We start from the raw sequence: 16,784 nt of genomic DNA on the forward strand, positions 1-16,784 counted from the left end.
TCCCCGGGGAGCTCCCCGGGGACGCGAACGAATGCATGGAGACTCATGACTGACACTACTGACGTAGCCGACGTCGCGGTCATCGGGCTGGGGTACATCGGCCTGCCCACGGCAGCGGTCCTGGCCCGCGCCGGGCTCGACGTCGTCGGGGTGGACCGGATCCGGGAACGTGTCGAGGCCGTCAACCGCGGAGAGCTTCCCTTCCTCGAGGAGGGGCTGGCCACCGTGCTGGCCGAACAGGTCGAGGCCGGCCGCCTGCGCGCCCAGATGGAGACGCCCTCGGCACGGACCTACATCATCGCGGTGCCGACCCCGTCGACGGGCTCGGACCACGCGGCCGATCTGTCCCTGGTGGAGGCCGCCACCAGGCAGATCGCCCCTCGTCTCACAGGGGGAGAGCTCATCGTCCTGGAGTCGACCTGCCCGCCCGGCACCACTCGCGCCCTGGCTGAGGCGATCGGCTCGATGCGCCCGGACCTGTCCACGGACGGCAGCGGCGCACAGCCCCAGGTGCATCTGTCCTACTGCCCCGAACGCGTGCTGCCCGGGCGCATCATGACGGAGATGGTGACCAACTCCCGGGTCATCGGCGGCCTGACCCCCGAGGCCTCGCACCTGGCCAGAGACCTGTACGCCACCTTCTGCGCCGGCGAGCTGGTCCTGACCGACGCCACCACCGCCGAGATGACCAAGCTGACGGAGAACTCCTTCCGTGACCTCAACATCGCCTTCGCCAACGAGCTGGCCCTTGTCTGTGAGCGGGTCGGGGTGGATGTCTGGGAGCTCGTCGATCTGGCCAACCGCCATCCGCGGGTGAGCATTCTGCAGCCGGGCCCCGGCGTGGGCGGCCACTGCATCGCCGTGGACCCCTGGTTCCTGGTGTCCAGCGCTCCGGAGGAGACCCGGCTCATCCGCACGGCCCGCCAGGTCAATGACTCCCGGCCGGCCCACTACGTCGGGCGCATCCTTGAGGCGATGGAGCCCTTCTCCTCGCCGATCGTGGCGGTACTCGGCCTGACCTTCAAGGCCGATGTCGATGACCTGCGCCAGTCGCCGGCGCTTGCGATCACTGAGCAGGTGGCCGCCGCTGCGCCCCATGCCCAGGTCCTGGTGGCCGAGCCGCACGCCAAGGAGCTCCCGGCGTCTTTGGCGCGGTGGGACAACGTGCGGCTGACCGGGTGGCGGCAGGCCGTCGAACAGGCTGATGTCGTGGCGGTGCTGGTTGGCCACCAGGAGTTCGCCGACCTTGATCCGCACCTGCTCGAGGGGCGCAGCGTCATCGACGCCACGGGGTTCTGGCGCGCCCGAGAGCCCCAGCTGACGGGTAGAAGGACATGGGCGGCAGGCGTCTGAGACGTCTCATCGGTGCGGCTGTGCGCGGCGTGCACCGGCCCCGACTCAGCGTCATCGTCCGAGCAGCGGGGGCCGGTCCTCACCTGGAAGGGGCCATCCGCTCCGTACTCAACCAGACCTTCAGAGACCTGGAGGTCCTGGTCGTCGTCGGTCCGGGGGCCGATGCGCTGAGCTCCGGTGAGCAGGTGGCCACCGGCCTGTCCGCCAGGGACCGGCGCGTCCGGGTCGTGTCCTGCGACCGGGACGATAGCCGGGGCGCCGGCCCGGATGGCTGGCTGGATGCCGCCCTGAAACGAGCCAGGGGAGGCCTAGTCACCGTTGTTGACGGTGGGGACGGACTTGTCGGCGGTGCCTGCCAGTCGATGATTGAGTGCCTGGAGCGGTCGGGCTCCGATGTCGTCGTCGCGCGCTCGCGGTCCTTGACACCGGTAACCGGGGCCGGGCCGGGGGCGGGACCTCCCCGCGCGCCTCGTCTCGCGCAGCCGCTGGCTCGGGTGCCGGAGGTGGTTGAGGAGCTGGTGGCCAGCGCGGTCATGGCGCGCCGAAGGCTGTGGGCACCGCCGAGACGGCCTCGAGTACTCCGCGCCCCCGCCGTGTCACTGCCCGCCAGGGCCCTCGTGGTGCTTCTGGCCGCGACCCGGATGGACGTCCTGGATGAGGAGGTCTACACCTGGCGCGCAGGCTCTGCGGCCGGTGGCCTCAGTGCGGACACGGATCCCGTCGGCCTCCTGGCGGAGGTGGACGCTTTGGCGCAGCTGGCCGCCGACGCCCCGGAGGCCGTGCGTCGGCGCCTGGTCGCCGGACGCCTGAGTCGGGACCTGGTTCGTCTGGCCGAGGCCGCTCACCGGGAGGGGCCCGACTTCTCCAGCAGGCTGCGCCGCATTGCGAGAAGGGCGCTCGCCGACGCCGACGACCTCGTGTGGGAGGCGGTCGGGCTGCTCGACCGACTCGTGCTGTGGCTCCTCATCCAGGACGAGCCGGCCGGCGCCGTGGAGCTCGAGGAGCTGATCGGCAGACGCTGCGAGGACCTGGGCCACCTTCCCCTGACCATCGAGGCGGGCACCGTGCGCCCCGAGCCTGCTCTCCTGGAAGGGGCCCCGGTGCCCCGCCGACTCACCGAGATCCGGGACGCCGACTTAAGACTGCACGTCGGTGTCGACGCGGTGCGCTGGCTGGGCCCCAGGACCCTGGAGGTACGCGGATGCGCCTGGGTCTGGGGGCTCGACCCAGGCCTGATCGACCGCCCGACCGTCGAGGTGGTCGATGAGACCGGACGAGTTCGAGGCCGCGCCCAGGCTGATCGCTGTGAGGCGCCCCGAGCCGACCTGGAGGCCGGCGACCCGTGCCGCTCCTACCTCGCCTCGGGGATCGTGGTGCGTCTGCAGGTCGAAGCGGGCCGCCCCTCCTGGTTCCGGGTGGTGACCCGCGTTGCCGGGCGAGAGGTGCGGGCATGGATGCCACAACCGGCCGGCTCCAGCAGGAGGTGCCCGGCGCCGCCGGAGACCGGGCAACATCTGGAGGCGCGCGGTCAGCGGGGGCTGCTCCAGGTCGCCCCGGCGCCGAGCGGGATCCGGGGGAGCGAGGCGCGGCCCGGCGGGGAGATCGACGTCGTGCTCCTCTGCGCGCGTCTGGACACTGACGCAACGCTGGAGCTGAGCGGAACGGTGGTGCCGGCCCCGGATGGGCTGGATATCGTCCTGGGCGGCAGGGCCGCCGAGGCTCGGGCGATGACGGTGCCGGCCGTCCTGGCCCCTGGTGGCGGCTGGTCGGCGCACATCGATTTGGCTGATCCCGACGTCGAGCTGGCGACCTACCCGCTGAGCTGGAGCACCGTATCGCAGGACGAGCCCGGCAACAGGATCAAGGGAGCCTGCCTGGCCGGAGAGGGGATCGACGGTCCGGCCACCGAGGTTCCCATTGCCGCGGCGCCCACTAGCTGCGCGGCGGCACCCGATAGCGACGTCACCGGGGCGGATGCCGGGCGCCCGGCGCGCCGCGCGCGGATCCTCACCCGCACGGACGGCTCCGTGGCCGTCGCTGTCATCCCTCCGCTGACTCCTGGCGAGCGCTCACGACGGGGCCACCGGCTCCTCATCGAGCGCGAGGCGGGCCCCCTGAGACCGGGAGTGTTCCTGGAGTCCTTCGGTGGACGCAGCGCGGGAGACAACCCGGCCGCCATCTGCGAGGACCTGGCGGCCCACGGCGTGGGAGCGCCCCTGTGGTGGTCGGTTGTTGACGGGACGGTTCGCGTGCCGGCGGGCGCGCGCCCCGTCGTCGTCGGATCCCCGCAGTGGGTGGAGGCGCTGCGCACCTCATGTGTCATCGTCACCAACGACCACCTCCCCTCCTGGTTCTCCAAGCGTGAGGGCCAGCACCTGCTCCAGACCTGGCACGGCACTCCGATCAAGAAGTTGTTGCTCGACGCGCCGAGAGCCGTCACCCTGAGATACCGGCGACTCATGGACCGTCAGGTCCCCCAGTGGGACCTGCTGCTGGCCCAGAGCCCGCAGGCCGGTCGGCGCCTTCAACAGGCACTGGGATACCGCGGGCCGGTTCGGGTGGGGGAGTACCCCCGCAACGTGAGGCTGCTCGGAGGCGCTGAAGTACGGCGACGGGTGCGCCACGAGCTCGGTATCGCTCCGGGACAGCCCGTCATTCTCTACGCCCCGACCTGGCGCGAGAGCCTGCGGCCCTCGACGGGTGCAGCCGGCTGCGCCGCCGCGCACGGGCCGGGACCTGTGGGGGCGCTGGACGGGCCGCGTCTGGCTGAGCTCCTCGATGCGGTGGTCCTCATGCGCAGCCACCACATGAACCGGGCCGGATGTGTCCCAGGGATGATCGATGTCAGTGGGTACCCGAGTGTCGAGGAGCTCATGCTGGCGGCCGACATCCTGGTCTCGGACTACTCGAGCATCTTCTTCGACTTCGCTCTGACCGGGAAACCGGCAGTGGTCTACGCACCCGACCTGGCCTCCTACCGAGATGTCGAAAGAGGCCTGTACGGTGACTGGCCCCTGGGCTCGGGGCTGCCGGTCGCTGCCGACCACGATGAGCTCGCATCCCACCTGCAGCGGCTCCTCGGCGACATCGACGTCGCTGAGGGGCGCTACTCCCCACTGGAGGTGGAACCCGCGCCGATCCTGGACAACCTCACGTGGATCCGGGGATGGATCGCTCGTTTCCTGAGCTGATAAGCGACCGGAAGGGCGGATGAACATCGCCTCTCAAAAGAACTGGAAAGAAAAATTGTGACGAGAGTGTGAGAGTGAGGGAAAGGTGAGGCGGAACTCTCTGTGATATTCGACGGCGAACGTCGGGTATTTCGGCGGAATATCGGTATCGCATCGATTCTATGACATCTTCGATTTTGGTTCTCGGGGTGGGGAATACTCACGGTGGTTTGTCTGGAGTGTTGTTGAGGACGAACCTCGAACGTCCAAACAGGAAGTGACCCCATGAAGCGCGTGATTACCTATGGCACATATGACCTGCTCCACTATGGTCATATTGCGTTGCTGAAGCGTGCGCGAGCACTGGGGGACTTCCTGATGGTGGCGCTGTCCAGTGACGAGTTCAATGCCGGAAAGGGCAAGCAGTCCTACTTCTCCTACGAGGAGCGCAAGGTGATGCTCGAAGCCATCCGGTATGTCGATCTCGTGGTGCCCGAGCTGACCTGGGGGCAGAAGACCGAGGACATCGCCAAATACGGTATTGATGTCTTCGTCATGGGGGACGACTGGAACGGCGAGTTCGACGACCAGCTCAAGGGGCTGTGTGAGGTCGTCTACCTCCCGCGGACTCCCGAGGTATCAACGACTCGGATCAAGAGTGATATGCGCCTGGGCTGAGTGGTGCGCTGAGCGGCGGCTCGCTGTGCGGGCTGTATCGAGGGGTGGGCGGAGGCCTGGATCGAGGCTCGCTGCATGCTGCGTCAACAGGCGCAGGATTAAATACGCGTAATGTTCATACTGAAATTAGGGCGACCATCATGAGTAAGGATGCTGTTCTCAGAAAAATGGGGCGGGCCGTTTCCGGCCGCCTGCAGCTGCCGGCCACCACCCGGCTGGTGCGCTATGCCGCCGCTAGGGAGTACGAGGACGGTAACCTGGCTGAGGCCAAGCGCCTGTATGAAAAGCTCTCTGAGAGCGGCCACGACACGGCCAGCCGGCTGCGGTTGGGAGTCATCGCTGAGCGTCAGGAACGGTTCGAGGCGGCCTTGAGGACCTACACCGAGGTGGCCGACCGCGACCCCTCCTGCGGAGAGGCCTTCTACCGTGCTGGCTGCCTCCTCAAGCGTCAGGACGATCCGGAGGGGGCCTCCGTCTTCTTCTCGCGGGCCCTCTCCTCGGGGGTGCGGGACCGGCGCTACTCGGAGAATCTGCTCGCCTGCCTGCCCGCGAGCACCCCGCAGTGGCAGCGCCTGGAGGTTCTGCTCTCCGGACTGCCGGAGCACGAGAACGACGCCGCCTGGCTGCGCAAGCTCCTTCAGGCTCAGCTTCACCTGGGGCTCAACGGGCCGGCCAGGTGCACCCTGGACGCCCTGGCCGACATTGATGAGCTCAGCGCGCAGGAGCTCTTCGAGCAGGGGGTCATCGCCCACCGTGAGGGTGATCGGGCCTCCGCCGCCGCCAGCTTCGCCGCCGCCTGCAAGGCCGCCGGAGGAAAGGCCTGCAGCAAGGGACCGGCCCAGTTCGCGTGCTCCCGGGGAGACTGGAGGCTGGCGGCCGAGCTCTTCGAGATCTACCCGGGCGAGGGGATGACGAGGGTGGAGCGGGCCTACGAGCTGGCCTACTGCCTGGACCGTCTGCGCGAGCACGAGCGGGCACAAGGACAGTACGCCCTGGCCGCCTCACTGGACACCGGCAACGGGAACACTCTTTACAAGCTGGGACTCGCCTCGGAACGTGTCGGCGACCTCGCCACCGCGGAGCGCTCGTACCAGGAGGCCTTGCGGACGCTCAAGAAGCCCGCACGCAGCTGGTGGAACTATCGCCGTGGGGTCTGCCTGGCGAGGCTGGGACGCCACGACGAGGCGCTGGCCTCCTTCTGGGCCTACCTGGGGCCGGCCCCGCGCGGGCTGGCATCGGTGTCCAAGCAGCTGGCCAGCACGGGCTTCCTCGACCTGGTTCGCGCGAAGAGCACACCTCCGCCTCGGCAGCGGCCGGAGGATCTGGTCGAGTCCACCATCGGCGATGTCATGCTCGGCCTTCACGAGGCTCTCAGCTCCCACAACTCTACGGACGATCCCGGTGCCGGTAAGGCGATCCCGTCCGCCGCAGCGGGTCAGGCCGCTCAGTCCATCCGGCATGTCCTCCCGCTGGTTCTCAAGGGGGACCGGAATCACCGCCTGGTCCTGGCCCAGCTGGCCCAGGACGCCGGGCAGGTGGAGCTCGCCTGCGAGATCCTCGAGCAGGCCGAGGAGTTCGGCTGCAAGGACGGGCTGGACCCACGGGCCTATGGGCGCACCGCGACAGCCGCCCGCAACATCCGCTACGCCGAGGCCCTGGAGGTCCTTCCCGTCAGCCCCCACCTGGTGCTGTGGGAGTCCAACCACGGCGCCTCGATCGGCTGCCATCCCCTGGCCATCTTCCGCTGGATGGTGGACCGGCCGGAGTACTCCCACCTGTTGCACGTGTGGGCCGTCAATGACCTGGGCGCCATCCCCGCGGATCTGCTGGGGCGTCGCAACGTCGTCTTCGTCCCCCTGCACAGCACCGAGTACATGCAGTACCTCGCCACCGCCGGGTACCTCGTCAACAACGTCTCCTTCGCTCCCTACTTCGTGCGCCGCCGCGAGCAGCGCTACCTCAACACCTGGCACGGCACCCCCTTCAAGACCCTGGGGCGGTCCATGCGGGGAGGTCTGCTCGACTACGAGAACCTGCAGCGCAACTTCCAGCTGAGCACCACGCTCATGGCGCCCAATGAGCTCACCCGATGGGCGCTGGTGGAGGACCATGATCTGCTCGACGTCTACCGGGGCCGCACCATCGTCGCCGGCTCCCCCCGACTGGACACCTCGCTGACGATGAGCGCCCAGGAGCGCACGGCGCTGCGAGGTCGCCTGGGACTTGCTGAGGACGATGAGCGCCGTCTGGTCCTGTTCGCCCCCACCTGGCGCGGCGGGGTCAGCAAGCGAGAGCTGGACCGCGAGGCCCTGGTCGCCGACCTGACCGCCATGGCCTCCCGTGACGACGTGCTCGTGGTCTACCGCGCCCACCGTCTGTCCGAGAAGCTGCTGGCCGGCGTCGATCTGCCGGTGAGCGTCGTCCCCAAGGACATCGACACCAATGAGCTGCTGGCCGCCGTCGACGTCCTGGTGACCGACTACTCCTCGATCCTCTTCGACTTCCTGCCCCAGAAGCGCCCCATCGTGCTCTACATGCACGACGTCGAGGAGTACCGGGCCGAGCGGGGCCTGTACCTTGATCCTGGGGAGGTCCCCGGGCTGGCCTGTTATGACCGCGCTGAGCTGGCCTCAGCCATCGGGCGTGCCCTGGCCGGAGAGGGGGTCGCGCCCCAGAAGGCCCTCGACCGGTACTGCCCCTACGAGGACGGACAGGCCTCGTCACGCCTGGCCCGAGCCTTCTTCGACGACGACCTCGACTACGGACGGCAGGCGATCATCAGGGACCACGCCCTCGAGCCCGCGTCTGGCGACGGTTCCCGTAGACGCCGCACCCTCCTGTTTCACGCCTCCATGATCCCCAACGGGATCGCCTCCGCCCTCCTGGCTCTCCTGGAGGCGCTCGATCCGGACCTCTACTCGGTCAACCTCATTGTCGAGCCCTCCGTCCTGCGCAACAACGAGGACCGTCAGGAGATCTTCCGACGCCTGCCCCGCCACGTCCATGTCATCTGCAAGCCCGGGGCCGCTCCCTGGCGGATCCACGAACGGGCCTGCGTCAACGACTTCGCCCGGCACCCCGAGGCCTTCACCTCGCAGAGCTTCTGGGACTGCTACTGGGCCTACTACGAGCGCGAGACGCGCCGCATCCTGGGCGACTTCGTGCCCGACGCCGCCATCGAGTACGACGGCTACGCCGAGACCTGGGTCTCGCTCATCGCGGCCTGGGGTCGCCGCGGATCGCGCACCTCCTGCTACCAGCACAACCAGATGGACAACGAGTACCGGGACAAGTACCCGGGCCTCAAGCGCGTCTTCACCCTCTACAGCGCTGTCGACGCCGTCGTCGCCGTCAGCCCGGGACTGGCCCGCCACAACCGCAGCGGGCTGGCCGGCCTGGGTGTCGACCTCACCCAGCACCAGCTCTCGGCCCGCAACCTCCTGAACGTCGAGCGGGTCCGCCGCGGGGCGCAGGCACCCGCCCCGGAGGCCTTCACCACGCTGAAGAACGAGCACGACATCGTCCTTGCCACCATGGGGCGGATGTCGATGGAGAAGAACCAGGCGGCTCTCATCGAGGCGCTCGCCCTTCTGCGTAAGCAGGACGGCACCGAGGGCGGCGGCGCTCAGGGACTGAACGTCGGCCTGGCGATCGTCGGCTCCGGGGTGCTCGAGGCGACGCTGCGGGCCAGGATCGACTCCCTGGGCCTGTCCGGGCACGTCGTGCTGCTGGGGCAGATGGACAATCCGTTCCCGGTCCTGGGCGGAGCCGACCTGTTCGTCCTGCCCTCCCTGCACGAGGGACAGCCGGTCACCCTGCTGGAGGCGATGACGCTGGGAACCGGGGTCGTGGCCTCCGACCTTCCGGGCAACCGGGAGCTGATCGACCTCGGATACGGGGTTCTGAGCGGCACCTCGCCCCAGGACATCGCCCAGGCGATCCGCTCGGCACTGGCTGATCCCCGCCTCGCCCACGGAGACTTCGACGTCACCGAGCACAACGCGCGCTCACTGCGGGACACCCTGGAGGCAGTGCTCGGCCCCGAGGCACTCCACCAGCAGCCCCAGGGGAAGACGGCTTCCAAGAGGCGGCGGCGCAAGCGGGCGGCCTCGCGAGGGAAGCCCGCATGACGGGCCCCCATGGGTCACAGCCCACAGCGGCTCGCCAGGGTGCGGTCTGCGCCCCGATGCCGGCTGGCAAGCCCTCGGCGGAGCTGGGGGAGATCCTCCAGCAGGTCCTCCAAGGGCTGTCCCGCGGGGAGGAGTCCGGAGCAGCGCCCCGTGTCGCCGTGCTCCTGGACCGCCCTCAGCCCCACCTGAGTAACTGGCTCGGGGCGGCGCTGGGAGCGCGCGAGCTGATCGTCTGCTCAATGCGGGACGAGCAGGACGAGCAGGACGGGTGCCCGGAGGCGGAACCAGTGGAGTACTCCGGTCTCATCGGTCTGGCCCGAGTGGTTGGCTTCACGAACCAGGTCGACCTGCACCAGGCCCTGGCCACTCACGGCCGGTTCGACGTCCTCGTGGACGCACTCACCCACAGCCCGGGCATGCGCGCCACGTCCGCCCAGCTGTTCATCGGTATTGTCCGCGACGGCGGGTACTACGTCGCCATCGATGGTGCGGCGCTGGGCGAGAGCCTCAACACCGCTGGGCTCATCACCCGGGCCTCGCGCAGCCTCGCCGGTCTGCACGGAGCCGCGGGGGATCTGAGTGGGGACGAACGGTCCTACGGTGAGCAGGTGGCCGCACTGACCGTCCTCGACGGCGGTGTCGTGCTGCGTAAACGAGGAGACGGATTCGTCAAGCTCCGATACGCCGAGACCCCGCCGATCCTGTCCGCCCGCTACGGCGAGTCCTGGGGGCGGTCACTGGAGACCCTCCCCGCCCGGGTCACCCCGCTGGAGGTCATTGGCGTCACCAACAACCCGGGATTGTGCGCCAAGAGGTTTCCGCGCGAGAACCGCATCCCCGAGACCTCCGTCCTGGAGTACCGGGACGTGTGCGTCGCCCCCCGTCAGGTGCTTGTCAAGGATCATCTCCTGCTGCCCAACACCTTCCGCCTGGCCACGACCAAGCGGCTGGTCAACACGGCGCTGAAGGAACTCAACCACTACTACGCCGCGCCCACGGTCGATACGCAGTCGGCTCCCAGACGTGAAGGAACCTTCTTCTACCTGGACATCGAGTACAACCGGCACTTCGGCCACTTCATGACCGAGGTCGTTCCCAGGCTCTACGCCTGGGAGCTGGCGCGGGCGACGCACCCCGACATCCGGATCCTCACCAACAGCAGGGCCGACCGCGGCCGTCCCCCTGCCTACCAGCGCATCCTCCTGGAGGCCTACGGCATCGGCGACGACCTGGTCGAGGTCATCACCTCCCCGGTGAAGGTCGACACCCTCGTGTGCGCCATGCCCCTCATGCAGAACGGGCGATTCGCCGACCCGGCTCTGGCCTCAACCTGCCACCGGCTGCGTGACGGCCTGCTGGAGCGATCAACCCCCAACGACAAGCCCCAGCGCAGGCTCTTCATCTCCCGCAAACCCGACATGTGGCGCGAGTGCCTCAACGGCAGTCAGGTCGAGGAGTGCTTCGCCCGCAGGGGCTTCACCATCATCCGGCCCGAGGGCCATTCCATTGTGGAGCAGGCCCGCATGTTCTACGAGGCCGACGTCGTGGCCGGGTACATCGGCTCGGCCCTGTACAACATCATGTTCGCGCGCCGCCCGATCGACGTCATCGGTTTCATCAACCAGTCCTACCTGGCCACCAATGAGTACCTCATCTGCTCGGTCCTCGGCCACCGCCTGCACCTGTTCTACGGTGATGAGATCACCGATGGCAGGGGAAAGGACTGCGAGGGCCGGGACCTGGGAGTCACCAACCGGGACTACGTCTTCAACATCGAGCGCGATGGCGACCAGCTCGACGAGCTGCTCGACTCCCTGGAGGAGACATGGGGGGAGTCATGAGCTCGTCGGAGACCCGCACCTCGCCTCGGACGGCCCCCGAGCTGCGGCGAGCCCTGTGGCACCTGCGTCACTCAGGGCTGTCGGGGCTGCGTGAGCATCTGCGCCGTCGTCGGGCCACCGCCTGGGCCCGCCCCCGCCGGTGGGCCTCCAAGAGACGGGGCCGGACGCTCCTGCCGGACTGGCCGCTGCCCACACCCCAGGAGACCGGGCCCCGTCACGACGTGACCGTCGGGGTGATCGCCGACGAGTTCACGGCGCTCGCCCTGGGCTACGAGTGGCGCTCGGTGCCCCTGACCCCCACCGGTTGGCGCGAGCAGGTCGAGCAGACCCCCATCGACCTGCTCTTCGTGGAGTCCGCCTGGCACGGCAACGACGACGCCTGGCGCTTCCAGGTCATCGGCTCTCAGGGACCCTCGGGCCACCTGAGGGACATGGTTACCGTGCTGCGGGACCGAGGAGTGCCGACGGTCTTCTGGAACAAGGAGGATCCCGCCCACTACGACGAGGCCATCGAGACCGCACGCCTCTTCGACTGGGTCTTCACCACCGATGAGGCGATGGTGGAGCACTACCGGCGCGACCTGGGACATGACCGCATCGGGATCCTGCCCTTCGCCGCCCAGCCCGCGATCCACAACCCGATCCGCCTGCTGGACGAGGCGGGGCGTCCCGCGCCCCTGAGGGATGTCGCCTTCGCCGGCACCTATTTCGCTCACAAGTACCCCGAGCGGCGCGAGCAGATGGAGATCGTCCTGGGCGGCGCCCACGACGTCGCGGCACGCCTGCCCCACGGGCTGGACATCTTCTCCCGGTACCTCGGCGGCGACGACACCTACCAGTTCCCGGCTCCCTGGGACTCGCACGTGCGCGGCAGTCTCACCTACACCCAGATGCTCAGCGCCTACCGCGCCTACGCCGTCTTCCTCAACGTCAGCTCCGTGGTGGACAGCCCCTCCATGCTTCCGCGCCGCGTCATTGAGGTCCTGGCCTGCGGCACTCCCGTGGTGAGCACCCCGACGCTGGCCACCGACCGCCTGCTGCCCTCAGGCGCCCTGGCCAAGGTCACCGACCGCGCCCAGGCCGGTCACACCGTGCGAGCGCTCGTGACGAACCCGGCCCTCGGGGAGTACATGACGCATCTGGCGCAACGGGAGATCTGGAGCCGGCACACCTACAGCCACCGCGTGGAGACCGTGCTGCGAGCCGTCGGCATGGGGGAGCGGGCCACGCGCCGCCCCACCATCGCACCGCTGGTGTCCACCATCCGGCCCGAGCAGATCGACCACGTCCTTGAGACCCTGGCCGGTCAGCAGCGGGTGACGATGGCCCCGGTCATCCTCACCCATGGCTTCACCGCCCCGGCCCGCAGCAGGGCCCGGGCCCGCGAGCTGGGCCTGGAGATCGACTGGGTCGGCGCCGAGACCAGCACTCCCTTGGGGGGCTGCTACAACCTCATGCTCTCGCGGGTCGAGGCCGACTACATCGCCAAGATGGACGACGACGACCTCTACGGCGATCACTACCTCTTCGAGTCCCTCGCGGCGGCCGACTACGCCCGTGCCGAGGTCGTGGGCAAGCACGCCCACTACCTGCACCTGACGGGCCCGGACCTGACGGTGCTGCGCTTCGCCGACTGGGAGCACCGCTATACGACTTTCGTCTCCGGGCCGACCCTGGTGGCTCGGGCGGACCTGGCGCGCGAGGTGACTTTTCCCGAGACGACCACTGGTGAGGACACCGGTTTCCTCAATGACTGCGCACGTGCTGGGGCCCGTATCTATTCGGCCTCCCGATTCGGGTTCGTCCAACGGAGAGGGACGACTTTCGGACACACCTGGGACATCTCCAACGCGGAGGTGCTGGCTACGTCCACCATTAGTCATTGGGGACCGCCCCACGAAATGGAGATGCCCACCTCATGAATGCCCGCAGCACCGAGACCTTGCACGTCATCATCATCGGTTCCGCAGATGGGCAGGACACACTCGGCTCTCTTGACCAGGACTCGCCCGAAGGCGGGATCGTCCCCATTGGCTGCCCCGATCCGGCGGGGCTGGGCCAGGTCCTGCGCCCTCTGGCCGCAGGGACCCGGGTCCTGCTCCTCCATGCGGGAGACCGCCTTGAGCCGGGCTATCTCACCTCAGTGGCCCAGCACGGCACCGGCGAGGCGGTCGTCCTCACCCCGACCGTGACCATCCGCCCCGACGGCACCCGTGACGAGCGGTTGCAGTGGCGCTTCAAGCACGGCAACCGCACCGCTGACCTGACCGTCGAGCCCCACATCTTCCCCGACACCGTCAGCGGAGCGGTGCTCACCATCCCCCGCCACGGCCTGCAGGACTGGGACGGACCGGGGGCCCTCCACGGCGGGGACGACGCCGCCGGCGCGCAGACCGCGACCGATGACGAGCACACCGCCCTGAGCGGGCTCATTGCCCACATCATGGCCACCGGCAACCGGGTGGGGCTGCATGACGGCCCGGCCGTCATCCGCCACGCCCCCCAGCCCCCCGGCCCCTGGGGCAGGATCGACCACTACCGCCACCTGCTGGGCACGGTGCTGCCGGCGTGGCTGCAGGCCGGCAGCCCCCCACCGGCCTGGGTCCACCAGCTCATCATCCACCGCCTCATCCAGGTCACCGACGCCGACCGCGGACTGCGCTACCCCTCGGTGGGGCTCACGGCCGCCGAGCGCGCCGAGGTGGCCCAGCTTCTGCGTGCCGTCACCCGGCGCGTCCCCGCCCCCCAGATCGAGGCGTACTGCTCCACGCTGCTGGCCGTGGGCCGTCGCACTGCACTGGTCGCCATGGCCGCCGGCCCCATGCCCGCCCCGATCCTGCCCTCGGCGCGCAGGTTCCGCAGCGACCAGAAGGCCACCTACTTCTACGCCGGCGACATGCCCCAGGAGCAGTGGAAGGTCGATGGCACCTGGGCCCGGCCGACCAGCGCCAAGACGGTCGACCACCGCTACTTCGACGACGTGGTGCTCCACGAGCGCATCGTCTGGCTGCCCAAGGGGCGGATCACCGCCGTCATCGACGGCCAGGAGCTCCCGGTCGCCCCCTACCGGGGCAATCCCAGACCGCCTGAGACGCCTCCAGGGCGAGGCCGCCCGGGAGCGGCCTCATCCGGGCTGCGCCGGCGCCTGGCCCGGCTCCTGAGTCCCACCGCCACGCAGGAGACCCAGACGCCCGACGGCACGTCCCCTGCCCCGGAGGCCTCCTCCGCGGCGTCCTCCACGACTTCCGTGGCCTCCTCCTCAGCGCTCACGCCGTACACCGCCTCATCCCCCTCCGACTGGCCCCGCACCTGGCTCTACATGGACCGCCACGACAGCGCCGGTGACAACGCCGAGCCGCTGTACCGCTACGCCCGCACCCACGCACCCAGCGTTCGGCACATCTTCGTCATCGAGCGCAGCAGCCCGGACTGGGAGCGCCTCGCACAGGACGGCTTCGTCCTGCTGGACCCGACCGGCCCCGGATTCGACGCCGCCTGGAGCGGCGCCGAGACCATCCTCCTGTCCGATATCGGCGATCCGCTCATCGCGGGCCGCCTCACCGGCACGGGCGTCGGCCCCGACCAGCGCCTCGTCTTCCTCCAGCACGGCGTGACCATGCGCGACATGTGGCGCTGGTTCAACGGCGCCCGCATGGACGTCGTCGTGTGCGCCACCGCCGCCGAGCAGGCCGGGCTGACGGCCGACCACACCTCCTACACCCTCACCGACCGAGAGGTCTGGCGTACCGGCTTCCCCCGCCACGACCACCTCCACAGCCTGCTGGGACGCGAGCGCGACAGCATCCTGCTGGCCCCCACCTGGGACCCCGAGGTCTCACGCGCCCTGGAGTGCGACCCCGACGCCGTCGGACTCCTCAGCGCGCTCTACCGGCCCTGGCTCGAGCTGGCCGCGGGCCTGACCCAGGCCGGTCACCGCACCGTCCTGTTCGCCCACCCCAAGCTGGTGCTGCACGCACCCGAGTGGTTCAGGGCCCTGGGCGTGCCCGCGGTCACCGGTCGCGACCTGCCCGAGACCCTGGTCCGCTCCTGGGCGGTGGTCTCGGACCGCTCATCCGTCCTCGACGAGGGCATGATCGCCGGCTGCGTCGGCATCGTCTGGGATCCTCGAGGGCGGCCGGACACGGACCGCTACCGCGCCCGTCACGAGGCCATCGGAGCTATCGGCGCCGACACCAGCGCGCAGGTGCATCAGGCGGTGGGGGACGTCGTCGCCGGCCGAGTCACCGCCCCTGAGGACCTCCTCCTGCTCGACGCCGGAGCCTGCGCCCGCCTGACCGCGCTGCTCCGACGCGACATGATCTGATGCGGGCCCCGCCGGCGGGGACCCCGCGGATGCGCCGCCGCCCGCCCCTGGTCAGCCTCGTCATCCCCGTCTACGGGGTGGCCCCTTACCTGGCCCGCTTCCTGAGCTCGCTCGACGCCCAGGACCACCCGCACGACCGTCTCCAGGTCGTGCTCGTCCTGGACGGGGCCTGCGACGACTCACCGCGGGCCTGCCGGAGCTGGGCGCGGCGAACCGACCTCGACGTTGAGATCATCGAGACGGACAACGGCGGACAGGGACGCGCCCGAAACCTCGGGATGGGGCGGGCCCGAGGACAGTGGATCGGCTTCCCCGATCCCGACGACTGGCTCGCCCCCGACTTCCTCACCCGGCTCCTGGCCGCCAGACGCCGCGGCGACGTCCTCCTGGCCGGCCGTACCCTCATCCATCAGGACGGCGCTGAGATGCCCCACCCCCTCGACTTCCGCTTCCAGAGCGGGACCGTCCGGGCCGACGCCGTCCGGCAGCCGCAGGCCATCCAGCTCTCCGTCCACGAGTGCCTCATCCGGGCCGACCTGGCGCTCGCGGCCCGGTTCCCGGAGGACCGTGAGGCCCCCACCTTCGAGGACGCCCTCTACCTGGGGCGTATCCGCAGCCGCTGGGGCCGGATCGCCTACGTGCCCGAGGCCGTCTACCACTATGACAAGCGGGTCGCAGGCGACTCCGCGGTTCAGACCGCCTGGTCGCGGCCGGGCCGCTACATCGCTCAGATGCGCACGCGCTACCACGCCCTTCTCGATGCCGCCGGTGGGGCGCCCTGGGCTCAGCAGACGATCCTGTACGACCTGGGCTGGTACTTCGGGGTCGTCGACGCCGGCCGGATGCCCACTGATCCGCCCGGACTGGGGCAGATGCACGCGGCCGAGATGCGTGGGCTGGCGCAGCGCCTCGACTCCGAGCAGATCCTCCGCAGCCCCTGGGGCAACCTCGGTGCCCGGGACCGGGCCCGCCTCCTGCTGTGGAAAGGCCGACCCGAGGCGGCGGTGGTGCGTGACGGCGAGGTCATCGAGCTGTGCACCGTCGAACCTGCCGGCCGGCAGGCGGAGCCCCTGGGCTACGCCGGCACCGACGTCGGCTGGGTCCTCACCGGAGCCGAGGCGGCGCAGCGCTACTCCGGTGCAGACGTCCCCCGCATCCCCCTGTGGTCCCGCCGGCCACGGCTGGTTGAACCGCGCCCGGCCAGGACGGTGCGCCTTCGCAGGCTGCTGCGGCGTCGTCGCTGAAGTGCGTCGATCCCCACCGGCCCGACGCCGCCCTGCCTCACGGG

General features: G+C 69.7%; 8 protein-coding genes. All 8 read left to right on the forward strand.

The window, feature by feature from the left end; translation table 11 throughout:
• Nucleotides 1-45 precede the first annotated feature (45 nt).
• The 8 genes from wecC to HMPREF3165_RS00165 all read left to right on the forward strand — a co-directional run bounded on the left by wecC (nt 46) and on the right by HMPREF3165_RS00165 (nt 16,740).
• On the forward strand, nt 46-1,353 hold the full coding sequence (gene wecC, locus HMPREF3165_RS00130; RefSeq protein WP_070509822.1) for a UDP-N-acetyl-D-mannosamine dehydrogenase: 1,308 nt from the start codon (nt 46-48) through the stop codon (nt 1,351-1,353).
• Nucleotides 1,335-4,544: a CDP-glycerol glycerophosphotransferase family protein gene (locus tag HMPREF3165_RS00135; RefSeq protein WP_070509825.1), complete on the forward strand. Its 3,210-nt coding sequence runs from the start codon at nt 1,335-1,337 to the stop codon at nt 4,542-4,544. The genes wecC and HMPREF3165_RS00135 overlap by 19 nt, the downstream gene beginning before the upstream one ends.
• A 264-nt stretch (nt 4,545-4,808) precedes the next feature.
• Nucleotides 4,809-5,201 (forward strand): glycerol-3-phosphate cytidylyltransferase, encoded by a 393-nt coding sequence (gene tagD / locus HMPREF3165_RS00140; RefSeq protein WP_004565322.1) that lies wholly within the window; start codon nt 4,809-4,811, stop codon nt 5,199-5,201.
• 140 nt (nt 5,202-5,341) lie between these two features.
• Complete coding sequence (locus tag HMPREF3165_RS00145) at nt 5,342-9,331, forward strand: CDP-glycerol glycerophosphotransferase family protein (RefSeq protein WP_070509826.1); 3,990 nt, start codon at nt 5,342-5,344, stop codon at nt 9,329-9,331.
• Nucleotides 9,328-11,172 carry a glycosyltransferase family 61 protein gene (locus HMPREF3165_RS00150; RefSeq protein WP_141744975.1) on the forward strand — a complete coding sequence of 615 codons (1,845 nt, stop codon included), beginning with the start codon at nt 9,328-9,330 and terminating at the stop codon, nt 11,170-11,172. The genes HMPREF3165_RS00145 and HMPREF3165_RS00150 overlap by 4 nt, the downstream gene beginning before the upstream one ends.
• On the forward strand, nt 11,169-13,094 hold the full coding sequence (locus tag HMPREF3165_RS00155) for a glycosyltransferase (protein WP_070509972.1): 1,926 nt from the start codon (nt 11,169-11,171) through the stop codon (nt 13,092-13,094). Before HMPREF3165_RS00150 ends, HMPREF3165_RS00155 begins: the two co-directional genes overlap by 4 nt.
• A complete protein-coding gene (locus HMPREF3165_RS00160) occupies nt 13,091-15,496 on the forward strand; it encodes a hypothetical protein (protein ID WP_070509832.1) in 2,406 nt (801 codons plus the stop codon). Before HMPREF3165_RS00155 ends, HMPREF3165_RS00160 begins: the two co-directional genes overlap by 4 nt.
• 29 nt (nt 15,497-15,525) lie before the next feature.
• Nucleotides 15,526-16,740 carry a glycosyltransferase family 2 protein gene (locus tag HMPREF3165_RS00165; RefSeq protein ID WP_256274583.1) on the forward strand — a complete coding sequence of 405 codons (1,215 nt, stop codon included), beginning with the start codon at nt 15,526-15,528 and terminating at the stop codon, nt 16,738-16,740.
• The last annotated feature ends 44 nt before the right edge of the window (nt 16,741-16,784 follow it).

The sequence above is a fragment of the Actinomyces sp. HMSC08A09 genome (genome assembly GCF_001807465.1).
Lineage (GTDB): Bacteria > Actinomycetota > Actinomycetes > Actinomycetales > Actinomycetaceae > Actinomyces > Actinomyces oris.

Coding starts and splice junctions, on each gene's coding strand:
- HMPREF3165_RS00160 (WP_070509832.1), top strand. CDS start 13,091: ATGAATGCCCGCAGCACCGAGACCTTGCACGTCATCATCATCGGTTCC.
- HMPREF3165_RS00165 (WP_256274583.1), top strand. CDS start 15,526: ATGCGCCGCCGCCCGCCCCTGGTCAGCCTCGTCATCCCCGTCTACGGG.
- HMPREF3165_RS00145 (WP_070509826.1), top strand. CDS start 5,342: ATGAGTAAGGATGCTGTTCTCAGAAAAATGGGGCGGGCCGTTTCCGGC.
- HMPREF3165_RS00155 (WP_070509972.1), top strand. CDS start 11,169: ATGAGCTCGTCGGAGACCCGCACCTCGCCTCGGACGGCCCCCGAGCTG.
- HMPREF3165_RS00135 (WP_070509825.1), top strand. CDS start 1,335: ATGGGCGGCAGGCGTCTGAGACGTCTCATCGGTGCGGCTGTGCGCGGC.
- HMPREF3165_RS00150 (WP_141744975.1), top strand. CDS start 9,328: ATGACGGGCCCCCATGGGTCACAGCCCACAGCGGCTCGCCAGGGTGCG.
- tagD (WP_004565322.1), top strand. CDS start 4,809: ATGAAGCGCGTGATTACCTATGGCACATATGACCTGCTCCACTATGGT.
- wecC (WP_070509822.1), top strand. CDS start 46: ATGACTGACACTACTGACGTAGCCGACGTCGCGGTCATCGGGCTGGGG.